Consider the following 14,991-nt stretch of genomic DNA (forward strand, 5'->3'; position numbering starts at 1 on the left):
GCGGATCCTCTGCCGGTGACCCATGGCCGATACGTTAGCTGCTAGCCTGCCAAGCCCGCGCCGCCTCGGGGCGGACGCCTTCTTCGCGGGCGGTATCGTGACCATGCTCACGATCCTGTTCCTGCCCATACCGCCGATCCTGATCGATCTTGGCCTCGCCTTCTCCATCGCGCTCTCGGCGCTGATCCTGATGGTCGCGCTGTGGATCCAGCGACCGCTCGACTTCTCGGCCTTTCCGACCGTGCTGCTGATCGCGACGATCCTGCGTCTGGCACTGAACGTCGCGACGACGCGCCTGATCCTGTCGCGGGGCGGGGAGGGCGAGCAGGCCGCGGGATACGTCGTCGCCGGATTCTCGAAGTTCGTCATGGGCGGCGACTTCGTCATCGGCCTGATCATCTTCGCGATCCTGGTGACGGTGAATTTCGTCGTGATCACCAAGGGCGCGACGCGTATCGCCGAAGTCGGCGCCCGCTTCACCCTGGACGCCATCCCCGGCAAGCAAATGGCGATCGACGCAGATCTGTCGGCGGGCCTGATCGACGACAAGGAGGCCCAGCGCCGGCGCCGCGAGCTCGAAGAGGAGAGCGCGTTCTTCGGCGCCATGGACGGTGCCTCGAAATTCGTCCGTGGTGACGCCATCGCCGGCCTGATCATCACCGCGATCAACATCTTCGGCGGCATCATCATCGGCGTCACTCATCACGGGCTGACGCTGTCGCGTGCCGCCGACGTCTACACGAAACTCTCCGTCGGCGACGGCCTGGTGTCGCAGATGCCGGCACTGATCGTGTCGCTGTCGGCAGGCCTCCTGGTCTCCAAGGGCGGCACCAGGGGGTCGGCGGAGCAGGCCGTGCTGCGGCAGCTCGGCAGCTATCCGCGCGCGGTATCCGCCGCCGCGCTGATGATGTTCGTGCTCGCCTTGATGCCGGGGCTGCCGATGGCGCCGTTCGTGCTGCTCGGCGGCGTCATGGCCTTCGTCGGCTATTCGCTGCCGAAGCGGCAGGCAGCGCTGAAGCAGAAGGAAGATGCGCGCAAGGCCGACGAACGTGCGCAGGCCGACGCCAAGGAATCCGTCAAGGAGCAGCTCAAGACCGCGGAGATCGAGCTGGCGCTCGGCGGCCACCTTTCGGTCCATCTCCTGGGCTCGCGTACCGAGCTCGCGCACCGCGTCGCCAAGATCCGCAAGAAGTTCGCCAAGCAGTACGGCTTCGTGATTCCGGAGATCAAGCTCAGCGACAATCTGTCGATCGATCCCAAGGGATACCAGATCCGAATCCACGACACGCGCGTCGCCCATGGCGAGCTCAGGCTCGGCGAGGTGCTGGTGTTGGTCGACAAGGACGGAAAGCCCGATGTCCCCGGCGAAGAGGTGATCGAACCTGCCTTCGGCATGAAGGCGCTGTGGGTGACGGAGGCCTTCACCGACGAAGTCAAGCGGCAGGGCTGCAAGCCGGTCGACAATCTGTCGGTGCTGCTCACCCATCTCAGCGAGGTGATCCGGGCGAATCTCGCCCAACTCCTGTCCTACAAGGACATGCGCGCCCTGCTCGACCGGCTCGATCCGGAATACAAGCGCCTGGTCGAAGATCTCTGCCCGTCGCAGATCTCCTATTCGGGGCTGCTGGCGATTCTGAAGATCCTACTCGCCGAGCGCGTGTCGATCCGCAACCTTCACCTCATCCTCGAGGCGATCGCCGAGATAGCGCCGCATGTGCGGCGCTCCGAGCAGGTCGCAGAGCATGTGCGGACGCGTCTAGCCCAGCAGATCTGCGGCGACCTCTCCGACAACGGCGTGCTGAACGTGGTCCGCCTCGGCAATCGTTGGGACCTGGCGTTCCATCAGAGCCTGAAGCGGGACGGCAAGGGCGATGTCGTCGAGTTCGACGCCGATCCTCGCCTGATCGAGCAGTTCGCGACCGAAGCCAGCGCGGCGATCCGCAAGTTCACCGAGAACGGCACCAGCGTGGTGCTGGCCGTGACCCCCGAAGCCCGTCCCTATGTCCGGATGATCCTGGAGCGGGTGTTCCCGACCTTGCCGATCCTGTCGCATGTCGAAGTCGCGCGCAGCGCCGAAATCAGGGCGCTCGGAGCCGTATCGTGATCAGTGGCCTCGCCGACAGCGTGCTGGTGACGTTCATCGTGTTCTGTCGCATCGGCGCCTGCCTGATGCTGGTGCCCGGCTATTCCAGCGTCAATGTTCCGGCCCAGGTCCGCCTGTTCGTCGCGCTCGTCACGACGTTCGCGTTGACGCCGATCCTGATCGCGGTCCTGAAACCGCTCACGGACAACGCGGCGCCGCTGACGCTCGCGCTCCTGATCTGCTCCGAGCTCGTGGTCGGCAGCGTCATCGGTCTCGGTGGGCGTGTGTTCTTCCTCGCGCTCCAGACCATGGCGACCGTGATGGCGAGCGCGATTGGACTGAGCAACATCCCGGGCACGCCGGTCGGCGACACCGATCCGGCGCCGGCCCTGGTGCCGCTGATCATGGCGGCCGTCACCACGCTGTTCTTCATGACCGACCAGCACTGGCAGGTGCTGCGCGGGCTGATGAACTCCTACGACCTCTGGCATCCCGGGAACAGGCTCGGCGGCAGCATGGCGCTCGACCAGCTCGTCGGCCGCCTCTCGGAAGCGTTCGTGCTGACGCTGCGGATCACGAGCCCCTTCATCGTCTATTCGGTCATCGTCAACCTGGCGGTCGGCCTGATCAACAAGCTGACGCCGGCCATACCGGTCTATTTCATCTCGGTGCCCTTCGTGCTGTTCGGCGGCTTCCTGCTGCTCTATCTCACCAGCGACGAGCTGCTGACGCAGTTCATGCTCGGCGTCTCGTCATGGCTGGCGGAGTGATGGTCATGACGTCGCGCGCGGACAAGCTCGGTCGGATGGTCTCGCTGGTGAAGCTCCAGCTCCGGCTGTCCGAATGGCAGCTTGCGCAATTGCGCCAGCAGGAGCGCAGCCTGCAGGACGAGCAGGAATGGCTGGTCGGGGCCCTCAACGAAGGGAAGCCGCCGGCGGGATCATCAAGCGAATCGATCGCGCGACGCCTCAACAGGATGAGCGTCGGCGCCCGCGCGGTTCAGGCGCAGGCATCGCAGCAGCTCGACCTGGTTCGCTCGGAGAGCCGCCGTGTGAAACAGCTCGAGCAGGTTGCGAAAGCAGCGCTCGCCGACAAGCTTCGCGACGCGGAGAAGCGATCGCTCGAGGAAATGACGGGCACAAGCCCAGCCGTGCGCGAGTGGACGCCGTGGCCAGCCAGCCGGAACAAGACATGATCGTGACAGCGACACCCGACCTCGTTCTCGACGTCCTCGAAGCCGCCGACCCCGTGGCGCAGCGCGCGGCCACCGCGAAGCTCGGTGCGCTGAAATCATCGGACGCCGATTTCGCCGCCACGATGGAGGTGGAGGTCGGCAAGGCCAAGGCGGCTGCTGCCGATCAATCCGCGACAAAGATTTCCGAAGCACAGTCGGGTGCAGTGAACGGCGCTCCGGTGCAGGTGATCAAGGCGCCGGCCTCCGGCGAGGTGTACCGGAAGTTCGAAGCCTTCATCCTCCAGACCTTCGTCGAGACGATGTTGCCGAAGGAGTCGGAGGAGGTCTTCGGCAAGGGCACGGCCGGCGGCGTCTGGAAGTCGATGCTGGCGGAGCAGCTCGGTAGCCAGCTGGCCAAGGGCAAGGGCATTGGCATCGCCAGGCAGCTCGCTGCCGCGCATCCGGCAGGACCGGACGTTACGGGGAAGGCCGGATGATGATCCGGGAATGGTGACAGAAGTTGAAGGGTGAATTTCCTATGCAGGCACAACAAGGCGCGGCGGCCCTGGTGATGGAACAGCCGGTCGCGGACATCGAGGCGACGACGGAAACAGCAGCAGGCGATGCACTGCTGCCCGTGCTCCTGCCGAATCCCGGCGGCGAGGCGGTGATCGAGGGCACTGACGCGGCGAGATCGGATGAGATGCGCGGCCTGCTGGCGGCGATCCGCCGGCTCGAAAGCATCGTCGAGGAGGAGACGGCAGCGCTCGCGGCCGGAAGGAAGATCGATTTCGACGATTTCAGCGCCCGCAAGAGCCGGAGCATGCTCGAATTCGTCCGCCTGATGCGGGCACGGATGCATCTCGGCGGCGAGATCGAGATCACCGAGGAGATCCAGCGGTTGCGCGAGAAGCTGGAGCGGAATCGCTCCGTCCTCGAAATGCATTACGACGCAGTGCGCGAGGTCGCGACCGTCATCGTCAAGGCGATCAAGGATGCCGAGTCGGACGGCACCTATACCGGCCGCGCAACACAGGATGGAAAATGATCAGACTGGTGCTGGCCGGGCTCTGGGTATGCATCCTCACCGCAGGCACGAGCTACGCCGTGGCCTATTGGAAGGAAAACGGCAGCCTGCTGCCGGCGAAAGACGAATATCTCGACGGGCTGCAATATCAGAAGACGCGGGCGCTGAGCGTGCCCATGGTCGAGAACGGCAACGTGCAGGGCTACATCGTCGCGCGCTTCGTCTACACGGTTGAGGCGCGGACCATGCACCAGCTCAGCGTTCCGCCGGAGCCGTTCGTCGTCGACGAGGCCTTCCGCAGGATCTATGCCGACGATCGGCTCGATTTCAGGAAGCTCGCCCGCTACGACCTCTCGGTCCTCACGACGGCCATCAAGCAGCGCGTCAACGAGCGGATGCAGGCCGACGTGGTCCAGGACGTCCTGGTTGAGGACTTCAACTACGTTTCGAAGGAAGAATTCCAGCAGAAGCCCTAGCTCGCTCTTCGCTGCTGTGCTTCGGCGGCATTCCTGCCACTTCCGTCAGCCTTCAGAACACTCCGGCCTCCGCGGGGATATCTCCGCGAAGGCCGCCTTCGTATCGCTGTCTTGCCGCGCTAGTTACCTGCCGAATACGCTGCCGGGACGGCGTGCGCCCTGTTCAGGAGGATGCCGACCTCGTCGAGCTCCTGCATCGGTACGTCGATCGTCTCGCCGGCCGGGATGTTGAGGCGATACCCGACGTAGCGCCGGGCCACGATCGCGTCGAAGCCGAGGCGGTCGCGGAGCTTCTTGCGCAGCTTGCTGACGTGGCTCTCGATCACGCTCTCGTCGAAGGTCGACTCGAAGATGCCATAGACCGCGTTGAAGATCTGCGTCTTGGTGATCCACTTGCCGTGGTTGCTCACCATATATTCGAGAATGCGCAGTTCGCGGCGGGGCAGGGTGAGGGCGTGGCCCGCGATCTCGGGGTCACGACCGTTGAAGAAGACCTGGATCCTGGTCTCGCAGGGCCTTGGCAGTTCGCCTACCCGGCGGCGCGCGATCGCCGCCGTTCGGGCGAGGATTTCGCGCAGGTGGATCGGCACGTGCACGACGTCGTCGACGCCGGACTCGAACAGCTCCAGCGTGTTCTTGAGCATCTTCTGGCCGCTCATGGCGATGATGGGAGCCGAGGAGCGCTTGCGCATCGCCCGCGGCAGGCTTCCGCGGGCATCGCAGTCCCCGAGCAGGAAGGCGTCCACCGCCGCCAGATCCGATTCACTCGCAGATTGCAGCCAGTCCCAGAATTCTCCGGAGGAGAACCCGATCGACGATACACCTTCGCGAACGAGCCCTCCGACGTAGCTGTTCGCGACGCTCTCGCGATCATCAACGATAATATACATCAGTCTTTCGCCCCTGTTTCGCACTTGTTGCGCGCCCGGTTGGTTATTGTGATGCCCCGGCTCGGCAACGATGCTGTTTGACGACATTCCTTCCCGCGTATCGTTGTTATGGTTCCGATATTCGCGGGCAGCCCTACGCATTCAGTGCCTGCGTCTCGCAGGCCTGCTACTTCGACTCGATACTGAACGCTTACTGCGTGAGGCTCGGCGGGTGTCTGACGGATCACCTCGCGGAGCGGATTGAGAAACGACCTAGAACAGTTGCGCCAAGTTGCTCATCGCGTCCGAACACTACTGAACTGTGTCGATCTCCTCGCCAACTGACGAGAATCACTTGATTAGGACCGTAACGATTGCCCATTTCCGATCAAGCGTGCGCCACAAAGCGATTGCTACGTGTGCTTGATGCTGTTGGTTCGTTTCGAGTTGTTTCTTGGTATATTCAAACGTATCAGTTGATTTGGATGTTGAACTAGTTTTGCGCCGTGGCATTCCTAAAGTTCCGCATCCCCGTATAATTACAGCCGTTTTGGGTGATGCTGCTCGTCATGCAAATTGAGGGGTTTTCAACCCGGGATTGATCCCCATCACCCCGTTTCCACATGCGACAATTCGACTCATGTACAGCGGCGAGACTCCAGCTTGGCGAAATCTTGGCGAGGGTGTGTCTTTCGAGTCGCACTCTTGCCACGTGCATGACGTGTTCGACTCATCTGACGTCGCATCGCGCGCCATGAAAAGTTTTTCGGTGCGCACGGTTCAGGCAAGCTTCGACACATAACGTTGCCGTTCGACAGATCGAACCGAACGGAGCATTTCCAAAATGTTGTCCGATGGACAAGCTCGTCCCAACGCGAGCGCTGATGTTTCCGCGGCGGCGAAGCCGGCGCCAGAGGCGCGCGATACAAAGGACAATGCGGCACGAACAACCAAGCCCGCAGCGAACGCAAAGCGTGTCTCGGCTGCGGCGAGCGATGAAGCTTTGGCGAAAGAAGCGCTCGAGGGGCTGAAGCGTATTCGCGCCAAGGCGCGCCTCGACAAGATGGCGATACCGAAACCGGCCCCGACCGTGATCAAGCCGGCCGTGATCGTGGCCAAGCCGCCGCCGCCGCGCCCGACATGGGTCGCGCCGCTCGCGACACTGGCGGTCGCCGCCATTCTGGTGGTCTGCGCCTGCACCGGCGTGATCGCCTATCTCACCACCACGCAGCCCGTCCAGAGCAACGTTGCGGCCAACACGGAGATCAGGAATCTGCGCGAGACGGTCGCGCAACTGCGCAAGCAGGTGTCGGGCGTGTCCGAAAATCTCGACGGCCTGCGTACCGCGGTCGATCAATCCAGCAAGGCGACCAATGACCGCTTCGGCAGGTTTGCCGAGAACCTCGACCGCATCGAGCGGGTGAGCTCGTCCTCCACAGTGAAGCTCGACAAGCTCGCCCAAGGACAGGCGCAGGTACAGGCCCAGGCTCCGGCGCCGGCAACTGTGGCATCGCAGCCGCCGTCATCGCAGGCAATGCCGATGATGGCTTCGGTCGCTGCGCCCGAGGTCACGGGCTCGCTTGCTCCGTCGGCGCCGCGCAAGGTGATCAAGGGCTGGTCGGTCCGCCAGGCCTATGAGGGAATTGCGATCCTGCAAAGCCCGAACGGCGTCATCGAGGCCGTGCTGGGACAGCAGGTACCCGGGCTCGGCCGTATCGAGGACATCAGGAACGAGAACGGGCGTCTGGTGGTGGAGTCCAGCGGAGGTGTCGTCTATTCGTCGCGCAAGGCAACGCCCTGATCGATGGAGTCTTCTATTGGCGGTGATGCTCGAAGCTGGTGCATAGCAGATCGACTTCCGCCTCCGCGATCGGTGCGCGAAACAGGCGACAGCTGAACTCCACCGTCGTCTTGCTGTCCGTGGCAGTGCGATCTTCCCGGAGGAAGATGCATCGCCTGCAAATGTCGGTGTGGTGCCGCTGCTCGGCTGCGTCCGACTGATCCAGCACGTGCCGCAACGTGTCGCGAAAGCGGATCTTGACGTCGTCGTCGAGGACGGCAATCGCCTCGACGAGAACGGTGACCGGGTCGCGCACCAGGAACTTCTTGCCCTGCTGCGTCACGCTCAGCATCACCGAGCGCTTGTCCTTGGCCGAGCGCTTCCGCTCGAGATAGCCGAGCCGCTCCAGCTCGCCGATGATGAATGAGGCGGTGCCGCGCGTGGTGCCGACGTAACTCGCCAGCGCCGAAGGCGTCCGGGAGAACGGGTTGGCGCGAGAGAGGAAGCGCAGCGCCATCCACTCGCGGTCGCGCAATCCGTGCTTGGTGCCTTCGAACCACAGGATTCGCGCGACCTGCTCCAACAGTTCAATCGATTCGCGAGCCAAATTCATTTCAATTCCAGGTCGGATAAAGCTTTATTCAATTGAGCCCTGAGTAAGCGCAATCTGGGTGGACGAGAATGAAGCACTCGGGCGATCCTTCGTCCTGGCCGGACGGCAGTTCGCGCCAGGGAAGACCCTTCTCCGGTTTCCGGAGATGGAACTTCCGGCCGTGGAACTAGGGCGTCACAAAGAAACTTCGAGTAAATCGCTCGGCTCAACTCCTCTGAAAATTTCATTCAAATCACGACGGCTCGCGCTTGGATTGACGACGATGTGCGATGACTGAGCAACATGATGTGTCGCTCCGGCCATGATGACGCCCATTTGTTGCAACGGAGCGCATCGATTTGCGCGAGGGCGCGGATCGTTGGCGGCTTCTCCCGGATGGACCGCGGCGGAAGAACCGCAGTTTTCGGTTAATGGATATCGCGCCGCAACGCGGCCAAGCAGTTAAATCCGGCACACGATCAGATCCGGAAAAGCCTGGCGAGCCGATACCGGGATTCCCGTCGCTCAGGAGCCCTATCGTCCTTCGCCTGCGCGCCATAGCGCATCGAGGCCGTGCCGATAGGTCGGGCAGGCGAGCGTGACGCCGAGCTCGCGCTTCAACTTCGCGTTGGAGACCCGGGCGCTGCTGGCATAGAAGCTGCGGGCCATCGCCGACATCTCGGCGGTCGCGAACGCTTCTTCGGGCGGCGGTGCAACGCCCATCAGCTGCGCGGCGTAGGCGATCACGTCCTGCGGCGGCGCAGGCTCGTCGTCGCACACGTTCCAGGTGCCGCCTCGGTGATGAATCGCGGCCATGATCGCGGTCGCGATGTCGTCGACGTGGATGCGGTTGAAGACCTGTCCCGGCTTGATGATGCGCCGGGCCGTTCCCGCCCGTAGCGTCACGAGCGCGTTGCGGCCGGGGCCGTAGATGCCGGCAAGTCGCAGGACCGCGGCATCGCCGCCTGACGCATCCGTCCAGGCTTGCTCCGCTGCGATCCGCATTTGCGTGCGCTCGAGCGCAGCCTGCGGCGGCGTGCTCTCGTCGACCCACCCGCCTGCGTGATCGCCATATACGCCGATTGTGGAGAGATAGACGACCTTGCGGCGGCCCGCTGCCAGCACATTGCCGAACGCCCCAAGCGCGGGATCGCCGGCACCGCCGGGCGGGATCGAGACGAGAAGGACGTCGGCGTCGCTGATGCGTTCAGCCGTGGTGCGATCCGGATCACGCCCGGAAAAGGGATGCACCTCGACGCCGGCGAGATCATGCCGCTGGGTGGGATCGCGTACGGTGCCGGCGACGTGCGAGAAGGCGCCGCCGAACCTGCGGACGAAGTGCCTGGCGCTATAGCCGAAGCCAAGAATGAAGAGCCGCATGCGTCTGCCGTGCTGGTCGGAGTTCCCGTCGCGCCGCCGCGCGCCTCTCCGCTCATAAGAGATTTTTGGGGCCGGCAAAAGATATTGCGATTTGTCTCACCTGCGGCCTCGGGCGATGGTCACCCGGGCGTCAGGGGAGATCATCGATCATGCAGGCAGAAGCACCCGCCGCAGTAGCATGCGATGCCGCCGAGCTGATCCGGCGCGCCGCCGCGCTGATCTTCGATGTCGACGGCACGCTTGCCGAAACCGAGGAGCTGCATCGGCAGGCCTTCAATCACGCCTTCTCGCGCCACGGGCTCGGCTGGGAGTGGGACCGCGCCGTCTACAAGGACCTGCTGCGGGTGACTGGGGGCAAGGAACGCATGCGCGCCTACCATGCAAGGCTGCGGATCGCCCAGCCATTGGCGGACGCGGATATCGCGCAGCTTCACCGCATCAAGACCGCCCATTATGCCGAGCTGGTCGAGACCGGCTGCTGCCCCTTACGGCCCGGCGTGGCGGAGCTGCTCGCCGCGGCGAGGGAGCGCGGCCAGCGGCTCGCGATCGCGACCACCACTTCGCACGGCAATATCGACGCGCTGCTCTCGCAGGCGCTGGGGACGGGCTGGGCCGGGGATTTCGACGCGATCGTTGCCGGCGACGATGTGCGGCATAAGAAGCCGGCGCCGGACGTCTATCTCGAGGTCCTGGCGCGGCTGAAGCTGATTGCGCACGACTGCGTTGCGATCGAAGACTCCGCCAATGGCCTGATCGCAGCCTCACGTGCCGGCATACCGGTTCTGGTCACGCGCAGCATGTTCTTCCGGGACGATGATTTCAGCCATGCGCGGGTGGTGCTGGACGATTTGTCGGGGCTTGGATGAGGCGCCAAACAAAAAGTCGCAAAACAACCCCATGCACAGTAGATCACGCCGGCGTGATCGCCATCTTCAGTGGACCCGGTGGCTCGGGCTATCCTCCTCAGCCTGCTCGACAATCTGCGCGATCGGGCTCGACTGGTGATGCACCAGGCGCCAGCCGTCGCCGACGCGGCGGAAATGGTTCGATGCGGCCAAGGCGGTGCCGTCGACAATCTCGATGCAGAGCACGCGCGCGCTGTCGCCGTCGATGATCGCCTGCGGCTCGGCGCAGGCGATCTGCGGCCGCTCCGGGTTCTGCAGGATGTCGCGCCAACTTCCGATCACGGTGGCCCGCCCGATGATGGCTGGCCAGCCGGGGTGGATGCAGGAAATGGCGTCATCATCCGCCCACATCCGCTCCATTTCGTCGAAATTGCCGGTCGAAAAGGCGGCGTAGAAGGCCGCGTTCGCGGCGATGACCTTGCTGTCCTTTGCCATGGCTCTCGGGTGGGCCAAGGACAGTCAAAAATCAAGCGCGACTTCCGTCAATTTTGACCGCAGTGCAGCATGGCCCGCTTCGTGATCACGCCGGGACGTGCGTCGCCACCGCCCGCCGCGCGCCATCCCTGTAGAGACGGCCGAGCGCTGCGGTGACCGCCTCGCGCAGGCGTGGCTCGGCGCCAAGAGGTCCGAACACCTTCGCGACGGCGAGCAATGCGGGCGCGAGCCGTTCGGCGACAGGACCTGCCTCGCGCGCCAATGCGGCGAATTCGCCGGCGAGCGGGTCGCGCACGTCGATGGCGCGGCCCTGCTCGTCGAGGCCGGTGACGTAGCGTATCCAGCCGGCGACCGCGAGCGCATGGGTTGCGATCGGCAAATCCTTGCGCAGGCGATCCTGCATCGCGCCGAGCAGGCGCTGCGGCAGCTTTTGCGAACCATCCATCGCGATCTGCCAGGTGCGGTGGTGAAGTGCAGGATTGGCGAAGCGCTTGAGCAGCGAGGCGCGATAGGCGGCAAGGTCGGTACCTGAAGGCATTGTCAGCGTCACCGCGGCCTCTTCCATCACCTGCGCGGCGAGGTGCGCGAAATGCGGGTCCTGCATGGTGTCGGCGATGGTCTCGTAGCCTGAGAGATAGCCGAGATAGGCCAGCGCCGAATGGCTGGCATTGAGCAGCCGCAGCTTCATCAGCTCGAACGGCTTGACGTCGCTGACGAGCTCGACGCCCGCGGCGGCGAGATCGGGCCGGCCCGCCGTGAAGCGGTCCTCGACCACCCATTGCGTGAACGGCTCGGTCATCACAGGCCAGGCGTCGTGAAAGCCCAGCGCGGATGACACCGCTTCCCGGTCGGCATCCGTGGTTTCCGGCACGATGCGGTCGACCATGGTCGAGGGGAAAGCGACCGCATCCGCGATCCACTTGCCGAGCTCCTTCGAGCGCAGCGCGGCGAACTGCGTCACGATCCGCTGCACGGTGTGGCCGTTGGCGGCGAGGTTGTCGCAGCACATCACGGTGAAGGGCGGAAGGCCCTGTGCGCGGCGGCGCGCCAGCGCAGCCACGATGAAGCCGGGCGCCGAGCGCGGCGCGTCGAAATTATTGAGATCGTGCACGATGTCGGGATGCCGCTCGTCGAGATCGCCGGTCTGCGGCGTGTGGCAATAGCCCTTCTCGGTGACGGTCAGGGAGACGATGCGAATGGCGGGATCGCCCATCCGCCCGACCAGCCGCGAAGGATTTTCGCGCGCGACGACACTGTCGAGCAGCGCGCCGATGACGCGGTGCTCGGTGCCTTCGGCCGAACGGATCGCAACGGTGTAGAGGTGGTCCTGTGGGGCGAGGGCATCGCGCGTATCCGGGCTGCGCAGGCTCGCGCCGACGATGCCCCAAGACGCGCTGCCTGCCGCAAGGCAATCGTCGATGACGACGGCCTGATGGGCGCGATGAAATGCGCCGAGACCAAGATGCACGATTCCGGGCGTGACGCGCGAGCGGTCATAGGCCGGGCGGCGGATGCGAGGTGACAGCCGGTCGAGATTGGCGCGGCCAAGGCGCGTCGAATTAAGGCGCATGGACGTCTCCCCTTTGCTTTGCCGCTGCTTGACATGGCGCCCGTCCTCGGTCAATGCTCCGGTCAATTGGTAAGACCAATTTTCCAAAATTGGCCGGTCGCGGGTGCTTGAGGTGCGTCGCGCGATCCTTTCGGGAGGACCAGCGTGCCGCTGGAAGCTGTGGAGGCGAGACGGCTCTATCGCCAGGTCGCCGATCAATTGCGAAGCCTGATCGACAGCGGCGAGTACGCGGTCGGCAGCCGCTTGCCGACCGAACGCGAGCTCGCCGAGCAGCTCAAGGTGTCGCGGCCGACGGTGCGCGAAGCCCTGATCGCGCTCGAGGTCGAAGGCCGCCTCCGCATCCGCGTCGGGTCCGGCATCTACGTGATCGAGCCCGCCGCCGTTGCGGCACCGGCACCCGCTTCCGTCATCGAAGGCCCGTTCGAGCTGCTGCGCGCCCGCGAATTCCTGGAAAGCGCCATCGCCGAACAGGCCGCGCGCGTGGCGACCAAGGACGATATCGCCCGCATCGATGCGTCCCTTGTCGCGATGGAGAATGTCGAGCATCCCGGCGAAGCCTCGATGGTCCACGACCGCGCGTTTCACGTCGCAATCGCCGGCAGCCTTGGCAACGCCGTCCTGGTGCGCGTGGTCGGCGAGCTGTTCGACCAACGCCTCAATCCCTATTTCGCGCAGCTTGCGCATTATTTCGAGAGCCCGGGCACGTGGCGCACGGCGCTCGACGAGCATCGCGCCGTGCGCGACGCGATCGTGGCGCATGATCCGGACGCCGCGCGCGATGCCATGCGCGTTCATCTGGCGCGCTCCCAGGAACGCTTTGCACAGAATTTTGGCGCCGAGAACGCGGCAGGATCGTCGTCCGGACGCGGCAGCACGGTGCGACCTGCGGCAAAACCGTCGAAACCGAAACATGCGCCGAAGACGCGGACTGCGAGCAGCCACGCGCGGCGGCGATGAGATTGGGCGGCCCGCATCCCTGTCGGCGCGGGCGAACAAGAAGCAGACTTGAACGATGGAGGAAAAGTCGATGTTGAAGAAGATGACGATTGCCGCGGCACTCTCCGCCGCTGCGCTGCTGGCTGCGACCAATGCAGGCATGGCGCAGACCAAGCTCAAATGGGCCCATGTCTATGAGACCTCGGAGCCGTTCCACACCGCCTCGGTCTGGGCCGCGCAGGAGATCGGCAAGCGCACCAACGGGCGCTATCAGATCGAGGTCTATCCGGCCTCCCAGCTCGGCAAGGAGGCCGACATCAACCAGGGCCTGTCACTCGGCTCGGTCGACATCATCATCTCCGGCTCGAGCTTCGCGGCCAAGAGCTTCCCCCCGATCGGCGTGACCTACTATCCCTACACCTTCCGCGACGCCGATCATCTGCTCGCCTATACCAAGAGCGACATCTTCAAGGAGCTCGCCAAGGGCTATGAGGACAAGAGCGGCCACCACATCGTCGCGGTGACCTATTACGGCGTGCGCCAGACCTCGTCGAACAAGCCGATCAAGACCTGCGCCGACATGAAGGGCCTGAAGATCCGCGTGCCCGACGTGCCGGCCTATCTGGCAATGCCGCGCGCCTGCGGCGCCAACACCGCGCCGATCGCGTTCGCCGAAGTCTATCTCGCGCTCCAGAACGGCACCGTCGAGGCGCAGGAGAATCCGCTGACGACGATCGAGGCCAAGAAGTTCTACGAGGTGCAGAAGCACATCGTGCTGACTGGCCATATCGTCGATCACCTCAACACGGTGGTGGCCGGCGCGCTGTGGAAGAAGCTCTCCGACGAGGACAAGAAGATCTTCACCGACGTGGCGCAGGAAGCCGCCGCCAAGGCCACCGGAGAGATCAAGCAGAACGAGGCCAAGCTGGTCGCCTTCTTCAAGGAGAAGGGCTTGAGCGTGACCGAGGTCGACAAGAACGAGTTCCGCGACACCGTGCTGAAGAACGTCGCGTTCGAGACCTTTGGTTATCGCAAGGCCGACTGGGAACGCATCCAGGCGGTGAAGTGACACGACTGTCGTTCCGGGGCGGCGCGTAAGCGCGGAATCCGGAATCTCGAGATTCCGGGTTCGGCTCTTCGAGCCGCCCCGGAATGACGATTGAGACGTTTGAGGAGTAACCCCATGTCGACCGCCGAAATACACCGGCAGATCACCGCGGACGAGATCGCCCACACCTTCGAGGAGGAGGCGACGCTGAAGGTCGATCTCGGCATCTACGCGTTCGAGGATTGGGTGGCGCTGGCGATCTTCTGGGTGATGGCGCTCGCCGTCTTCCTCCAGTTCTTCACCCGCTATGTGCTCAACGACAGCTACGCCTGGACCGAGGAGATCGCGACCTATTGCCTGATCGGCGTGGTCTTCATCGGCGCCGCGATGTGCGTGCGGCTGTCGCGGCACATCCAGGTCGATCTCGTCTATCGCTATCTGCCGCGGCCCGTGGGCCGTGCGCTGTCGACGGTGATCGACCTGATCCGGATCGCCTTCTTCGGCTACGCCACCAAGCTGGTCTGGGTCTACATCCAGATCATCGGCGACGAGCAGATGACCACGATCAACTTCCCCAAGAACTACGTCTATTACGCCGTTCTGCTTGGTTTCGTGCTGATGTTCCTTCGCGCGGTGCAGGCGGCGCTGCAACACTGGCGGCAGGGTTATTCGGTCCTCGAACGTCCCGGTGCCTACGACGGATCGGAGATATAACA

The 14,991-nt window shown here is 64.2% G+C and carries 16 protein-coding genes; 11 read left to right on the forward strand and 5 right to left on the reverse strand.

Going from position 1 to position 14,991, the window contains the following annotated elements; translation table 11 throughout:
* Positions 1 to 22 precede the first annotated feature (22 nt).
* From flhA to ACR9YP_RS13185, 6 genes are read left to right on the forward strand one after another with little or no spacing between them, the layout of a single operon-like run.
* Complete coding sequence (gene flhA / locus ACR9YP_RS13160) at positions 23 to 2,104, forward strand: flagellar biosynthesis protein FlhA (RefSeq protein WP_128937932.1); 2,082 nt, start codon at positions 23 to 25, stop codon at positions 2,102 to 2,104.
* Entirely contained in the window at positions 2,101 to 2,853 is a 753-nt protein-coding gene (fliR, locus tag ACR9YP_RS13165; protein WP_370988451.1) for a flagellar biosynthesis protein FliR, read from the forward strand. The genes flhA and fliR overlap by 4 nt, the downstream gene beginning before the upstream one ends.
* Positions 2,854 to 2,858: 5 nt before the next feature.
* Entirely contained in the window at positions 2,859 to 3,278 is a 420-nt protein-coding gene (locus tag ACR9YP_RS13170) for a hypothetical protein (protein WP_438104787.1), read from the forward strand.
* Complete coding sequence (locus ACR9YP_RS13175; RefSeq protein ID WP_438104786.1) at positions 3,275 to 3,754, forward strand: rod-binding protein; 480 nt, start codon at positions 3,275 to 3,277, stop codon at positions 3,752 to 3,754. The genes ACR9YP_RS13170 and ACR9YP_RS13175 overlap by 4 nt, the downstream gene beginning before the upstream one ends.
* 41 nt (positions 3,755 to 3,795) lie before the next feature.
* Positions 3,796 to 4,305, forward strand: a complete 510-nt coding sequence (locus ACR9YP_RS13180; RefSeq protein ID WP_438104784.1) for a flagellar biosynthesis protein FlgN — start codon at positions 3,796 to 3,798, stop codon at positions 4,303 to 4,305.
* Positions 4,302 to 4,760: a hypothetical protein gene (locus ACR9YP_RS13185; protein ID WP_091879832.1), complete on the forward strand. Its 459-nt coding sequence runs from the start codon at positions 4,302 to 4,304 to the stop codon at positions 4,758 to 4,760. The genes ACR9YP_RS13180 and ACR9YP_RS13185 overlap by 4 nt, the downstream gene beginning before the upstream one ends.
* Before the next feature lie 119 nt (positions 4,761 to 4,879).
* Here ACR9YP_RS13185 and ACR9YP_RS13190 read toward each other — a convergent pair whose 3' ends face one another.
* The gene (locus tag ACR9YP_RS13190) at positions 4,880 to 5,650 is read right to left on the reverse strand and encodes a response regulator transcription factor (protein ID WP_474220113.1); all 771 of its coding nucleotides are present in this window, start codon (positions 5,648 to 5,650) and stop codon (positions 4,880 to 4,882) included.
* Between the two features lie 823 nt (positions 5,651 to 6,473).
* On the opposite strand from ACR9YP_RS13190, the gene ACR9YP_RS13195 reads away from it, so the two are divergent.
* A complete protein-coding gene (locus ACR9YP_RS13195) occupies positions 6,474 to 7,430 on the forward strand; it encodes a hypothetical protein (protein ID WP_438105701.1) in 957 nt (318 codons plus the stop codon).
* 13 nt (positions 7,431 to 7,443) lie between these two features.
* On the opposite strand, the gene ACR9YP_RS13200 is transcribed toward ACR9YP_RS13195, so the two are convergent.
* Complete coding sequence (locus ACR9YP_RS13200) at positions 7,444 to 8,022, reverse strand: MarR family winged helix-turn-helix transcriptional regulator (protein ID WP_128936219.1); 579 nt, start codon at positions 8,020 to 8,022, stop codon at positions 7,444 to 7,446.
* A 513-nt stretch (positions 8,023 to 8,535) separates the two neighbouring features.
* Positions 8,536 to 9,381: an SDR family oxidoreductase gene (locus tag ACR9YP_RS13205; protein ID WP_438105705.1), complete on the reverse strand. Its 846-nt coding sequence runs from the start codon at positions 9,379 to 9,381 to the stop codon at positions 8,536 to 8,538.
* 149 nt (positions 9,382 to 9,530) lie between these two features.
* Between ACR9YP_RS13205 and ACR9YP_RS13210 the strand changes: the two genes are divergently transcribed.
* Positions 9,531 to 10,247, forward strand: a complete 717-nt coding sequence (locus ACR9YP_RS13210) for an HAD family hydrolase (RefSeq protein WP_438105706.1) — start codon at positions 9,531 to 9,533, stop codon at positions 10,245 to 10,247.
* A gap of 66 nt (positions 10,248 to 10,313) precedes the next feature.
* Here ACR9YP_RS13210 and ACR9YP_RS13215 read toward each other — a convergent pair whose 3' ends face one another.
* Together ACR9YP_RS13215 and ACR9YP_RS13220 are read right to left on the reverse strand one after the other, a co-directional pair.
* Positions 10,314 to 10,721, reverse strand: a complete 408-nt coding sequence (locus ACR9YP_RS13215; protein WP_128936216.1) for a nuclear transport factor 2 family protein — start codon at positions 10,719 to 10,721, stop codon at positions 10,314 to 10,316.
* An 85-nt stretch (positions 10,722 to 10,806) separates the two neighbouring features.
* A complete protein-coding gene (locus tag ACR9YP_RS13220) occupies positions 10,807 to 12,291 on the reverse strand; it encodes a mannitol dehydrogenase family protein (RefSeq protein WP_438105708.1) in 1,485 nt (494 codons plus the stop codon).
* 144 nt (positions 12,292 to 12,435) lie between these two features.
* On the opposite strand from ACR9YP_RS13220, the gene ACR9YP_RS13225 reads away from it, so the two are divergent.
* From ACR9YP_RS13225 to ACR9YP_RS13235, 3 genes are all read left to right on the forward strand, one after another.
* Positions 12,436 to 13,248: a FadR/GntR family transcriptional regulator gene (locus tag ACR9YP_RS13225; protein ID WP_438105710.1), complete on the forward strand. Its 813-nt coding sequence runs from the start codon at positions 12,436 to 12,438 to the stop codon at positions 13,246 to 13,248.
* Positions 13,249 to 13,318: 70 nt separating this feature from the next.
* The gene (locus ACR9YP_RS13230; protein ID WP_176945322.1) at positions 13,319 to 14,296 is read left to right on the forward strand and encodes a sialic acid TRAP transporter substrate-binding protein SiaP; all 978 of its coding nucleotides are present in this window, start codon (positions 13,319 to 13,321) and stop codon (positions 14,294 to 14,296) included.
* A 114-nt stretch (positions 14,297 to 14,410) separates the two neighbouring features.
* Positions 14,411 to 14,989: a TRAP transporter small permease gene (locus tag ACR9YP_RS13235; RefSeq protein WP_438105712.1), complete on the forward strand. Its 579-nt coding sequence runs from the start codon at positions 14,411 to 14,413 to the stop codon at positions 14,987 to 14,989.
* Positions 14,990 to 14,991: the final 2 nt, after the last annotated feature.

It is taken from the genome of Bradyrhizobium sp. BR14999, assembly GCF_056106085.1.

Bases quoted from the DNA above. Each gene is read 5' to 3' on its own strand.
- ACR9YP_RS13205 (WP_438105705.1), bottom strand. From the start codon at position 9,381: ATGCGGCTCTTCATTCTTGGCTTCGGCTATAGCGCCAGGCACTTCGTC.
- ACR9YP_RS13170 (WP_438104787.1), top strand. From the start codon at position 2,859: ATGACGTCGCGCGCGGACAAGCTCGGTCGGATGGTCTCGCTGGTGAAG.
- ACR9YP_RS13200 (WP_128936219.1), bottom strand. From the start codon at position 8,022: ATGAATTTGGCTCGCGAATCGATTGAACTGTTGGAGCAGGTCGCGCGA.
- ACR9YP_RS13175 (WP_438104786.1), top strand. From the start codon at position 3,275: ATGATCGTGACAGCGACACCCGACCTCGTTCTCGACGTCCTCGAAGCC.
- ACR9YP_RS13195 (WP_438105701.1), top strand. From the start codon at position 6,474: ATGTTGTCCGATGGACAAGCTCGTCCCAACGCGAGCGCTGATGTTTCC.
- ACR9YP_RS13220 (WP_438105708.1), bottom strand. From the start codon at position 12,291: ATGCGCCTTAATTCGACGCGCCTTGGCCGCGCCAATCTCGACCGGCTG.
- ACR9YP_RS13235 (WP_438105712.1), top strand. From the start codon at position 14,411: ATGTCGACCGCCGAAATACACCGGCAGATCACCGCGGACGAGATCGCC.
- ACR9YP_RS13190 (WP_474220113.1), bottom strand. From the start codon at position 5,650: ATGTATATTATCGTTGATGATCGCGAGAGCGTCGCGAACAGCTACGTC.
- ACR9YP_RS13215 (WP_128936216.1), bottom strand. From the start codon at position 10,721: ATGGCAAAGGACAGCAAGGTCATCGCCGCGAACGCGGCCTTCTACGCC.
- ACR9YP_RS13210 (WP_438105706.1), top strand. From the start codon at position 9,531: ATGCAGGCAGAAGCACCCGCCGCAGTAGCATGCGATGCCGCCGAGCTG.
- ACR9YP_RS13185 (WP_091879832.1), top strand. From the start codon at position 4,302: ATGATCAGACTGGTGCTGGCCGGGCTCTGGGTATGCATCCTCACCGCA.
- flhA (WP_128937932.1), top strand. From the start codon at position 23: ATGGCCGATACGTTAGCTGCTAGCCTGCCAAGCCCGCGCCGCCTCGGG.
- ACR9YP_RS13230 (WP_176945322.1), top strand. From the start codon at position 13,319: ATGTTGAAGAAGATGACGATTGCCGCGGCACTCTCCGCCGCTGCGCTG.
- ACR9YP_RS13180 (WP_438104784.1), top strand. From the start codon at position 3,796: ATGCAGGCACAACAAGGCGCGGCGGCCCTGGTGATGGAACAGCCGGTC.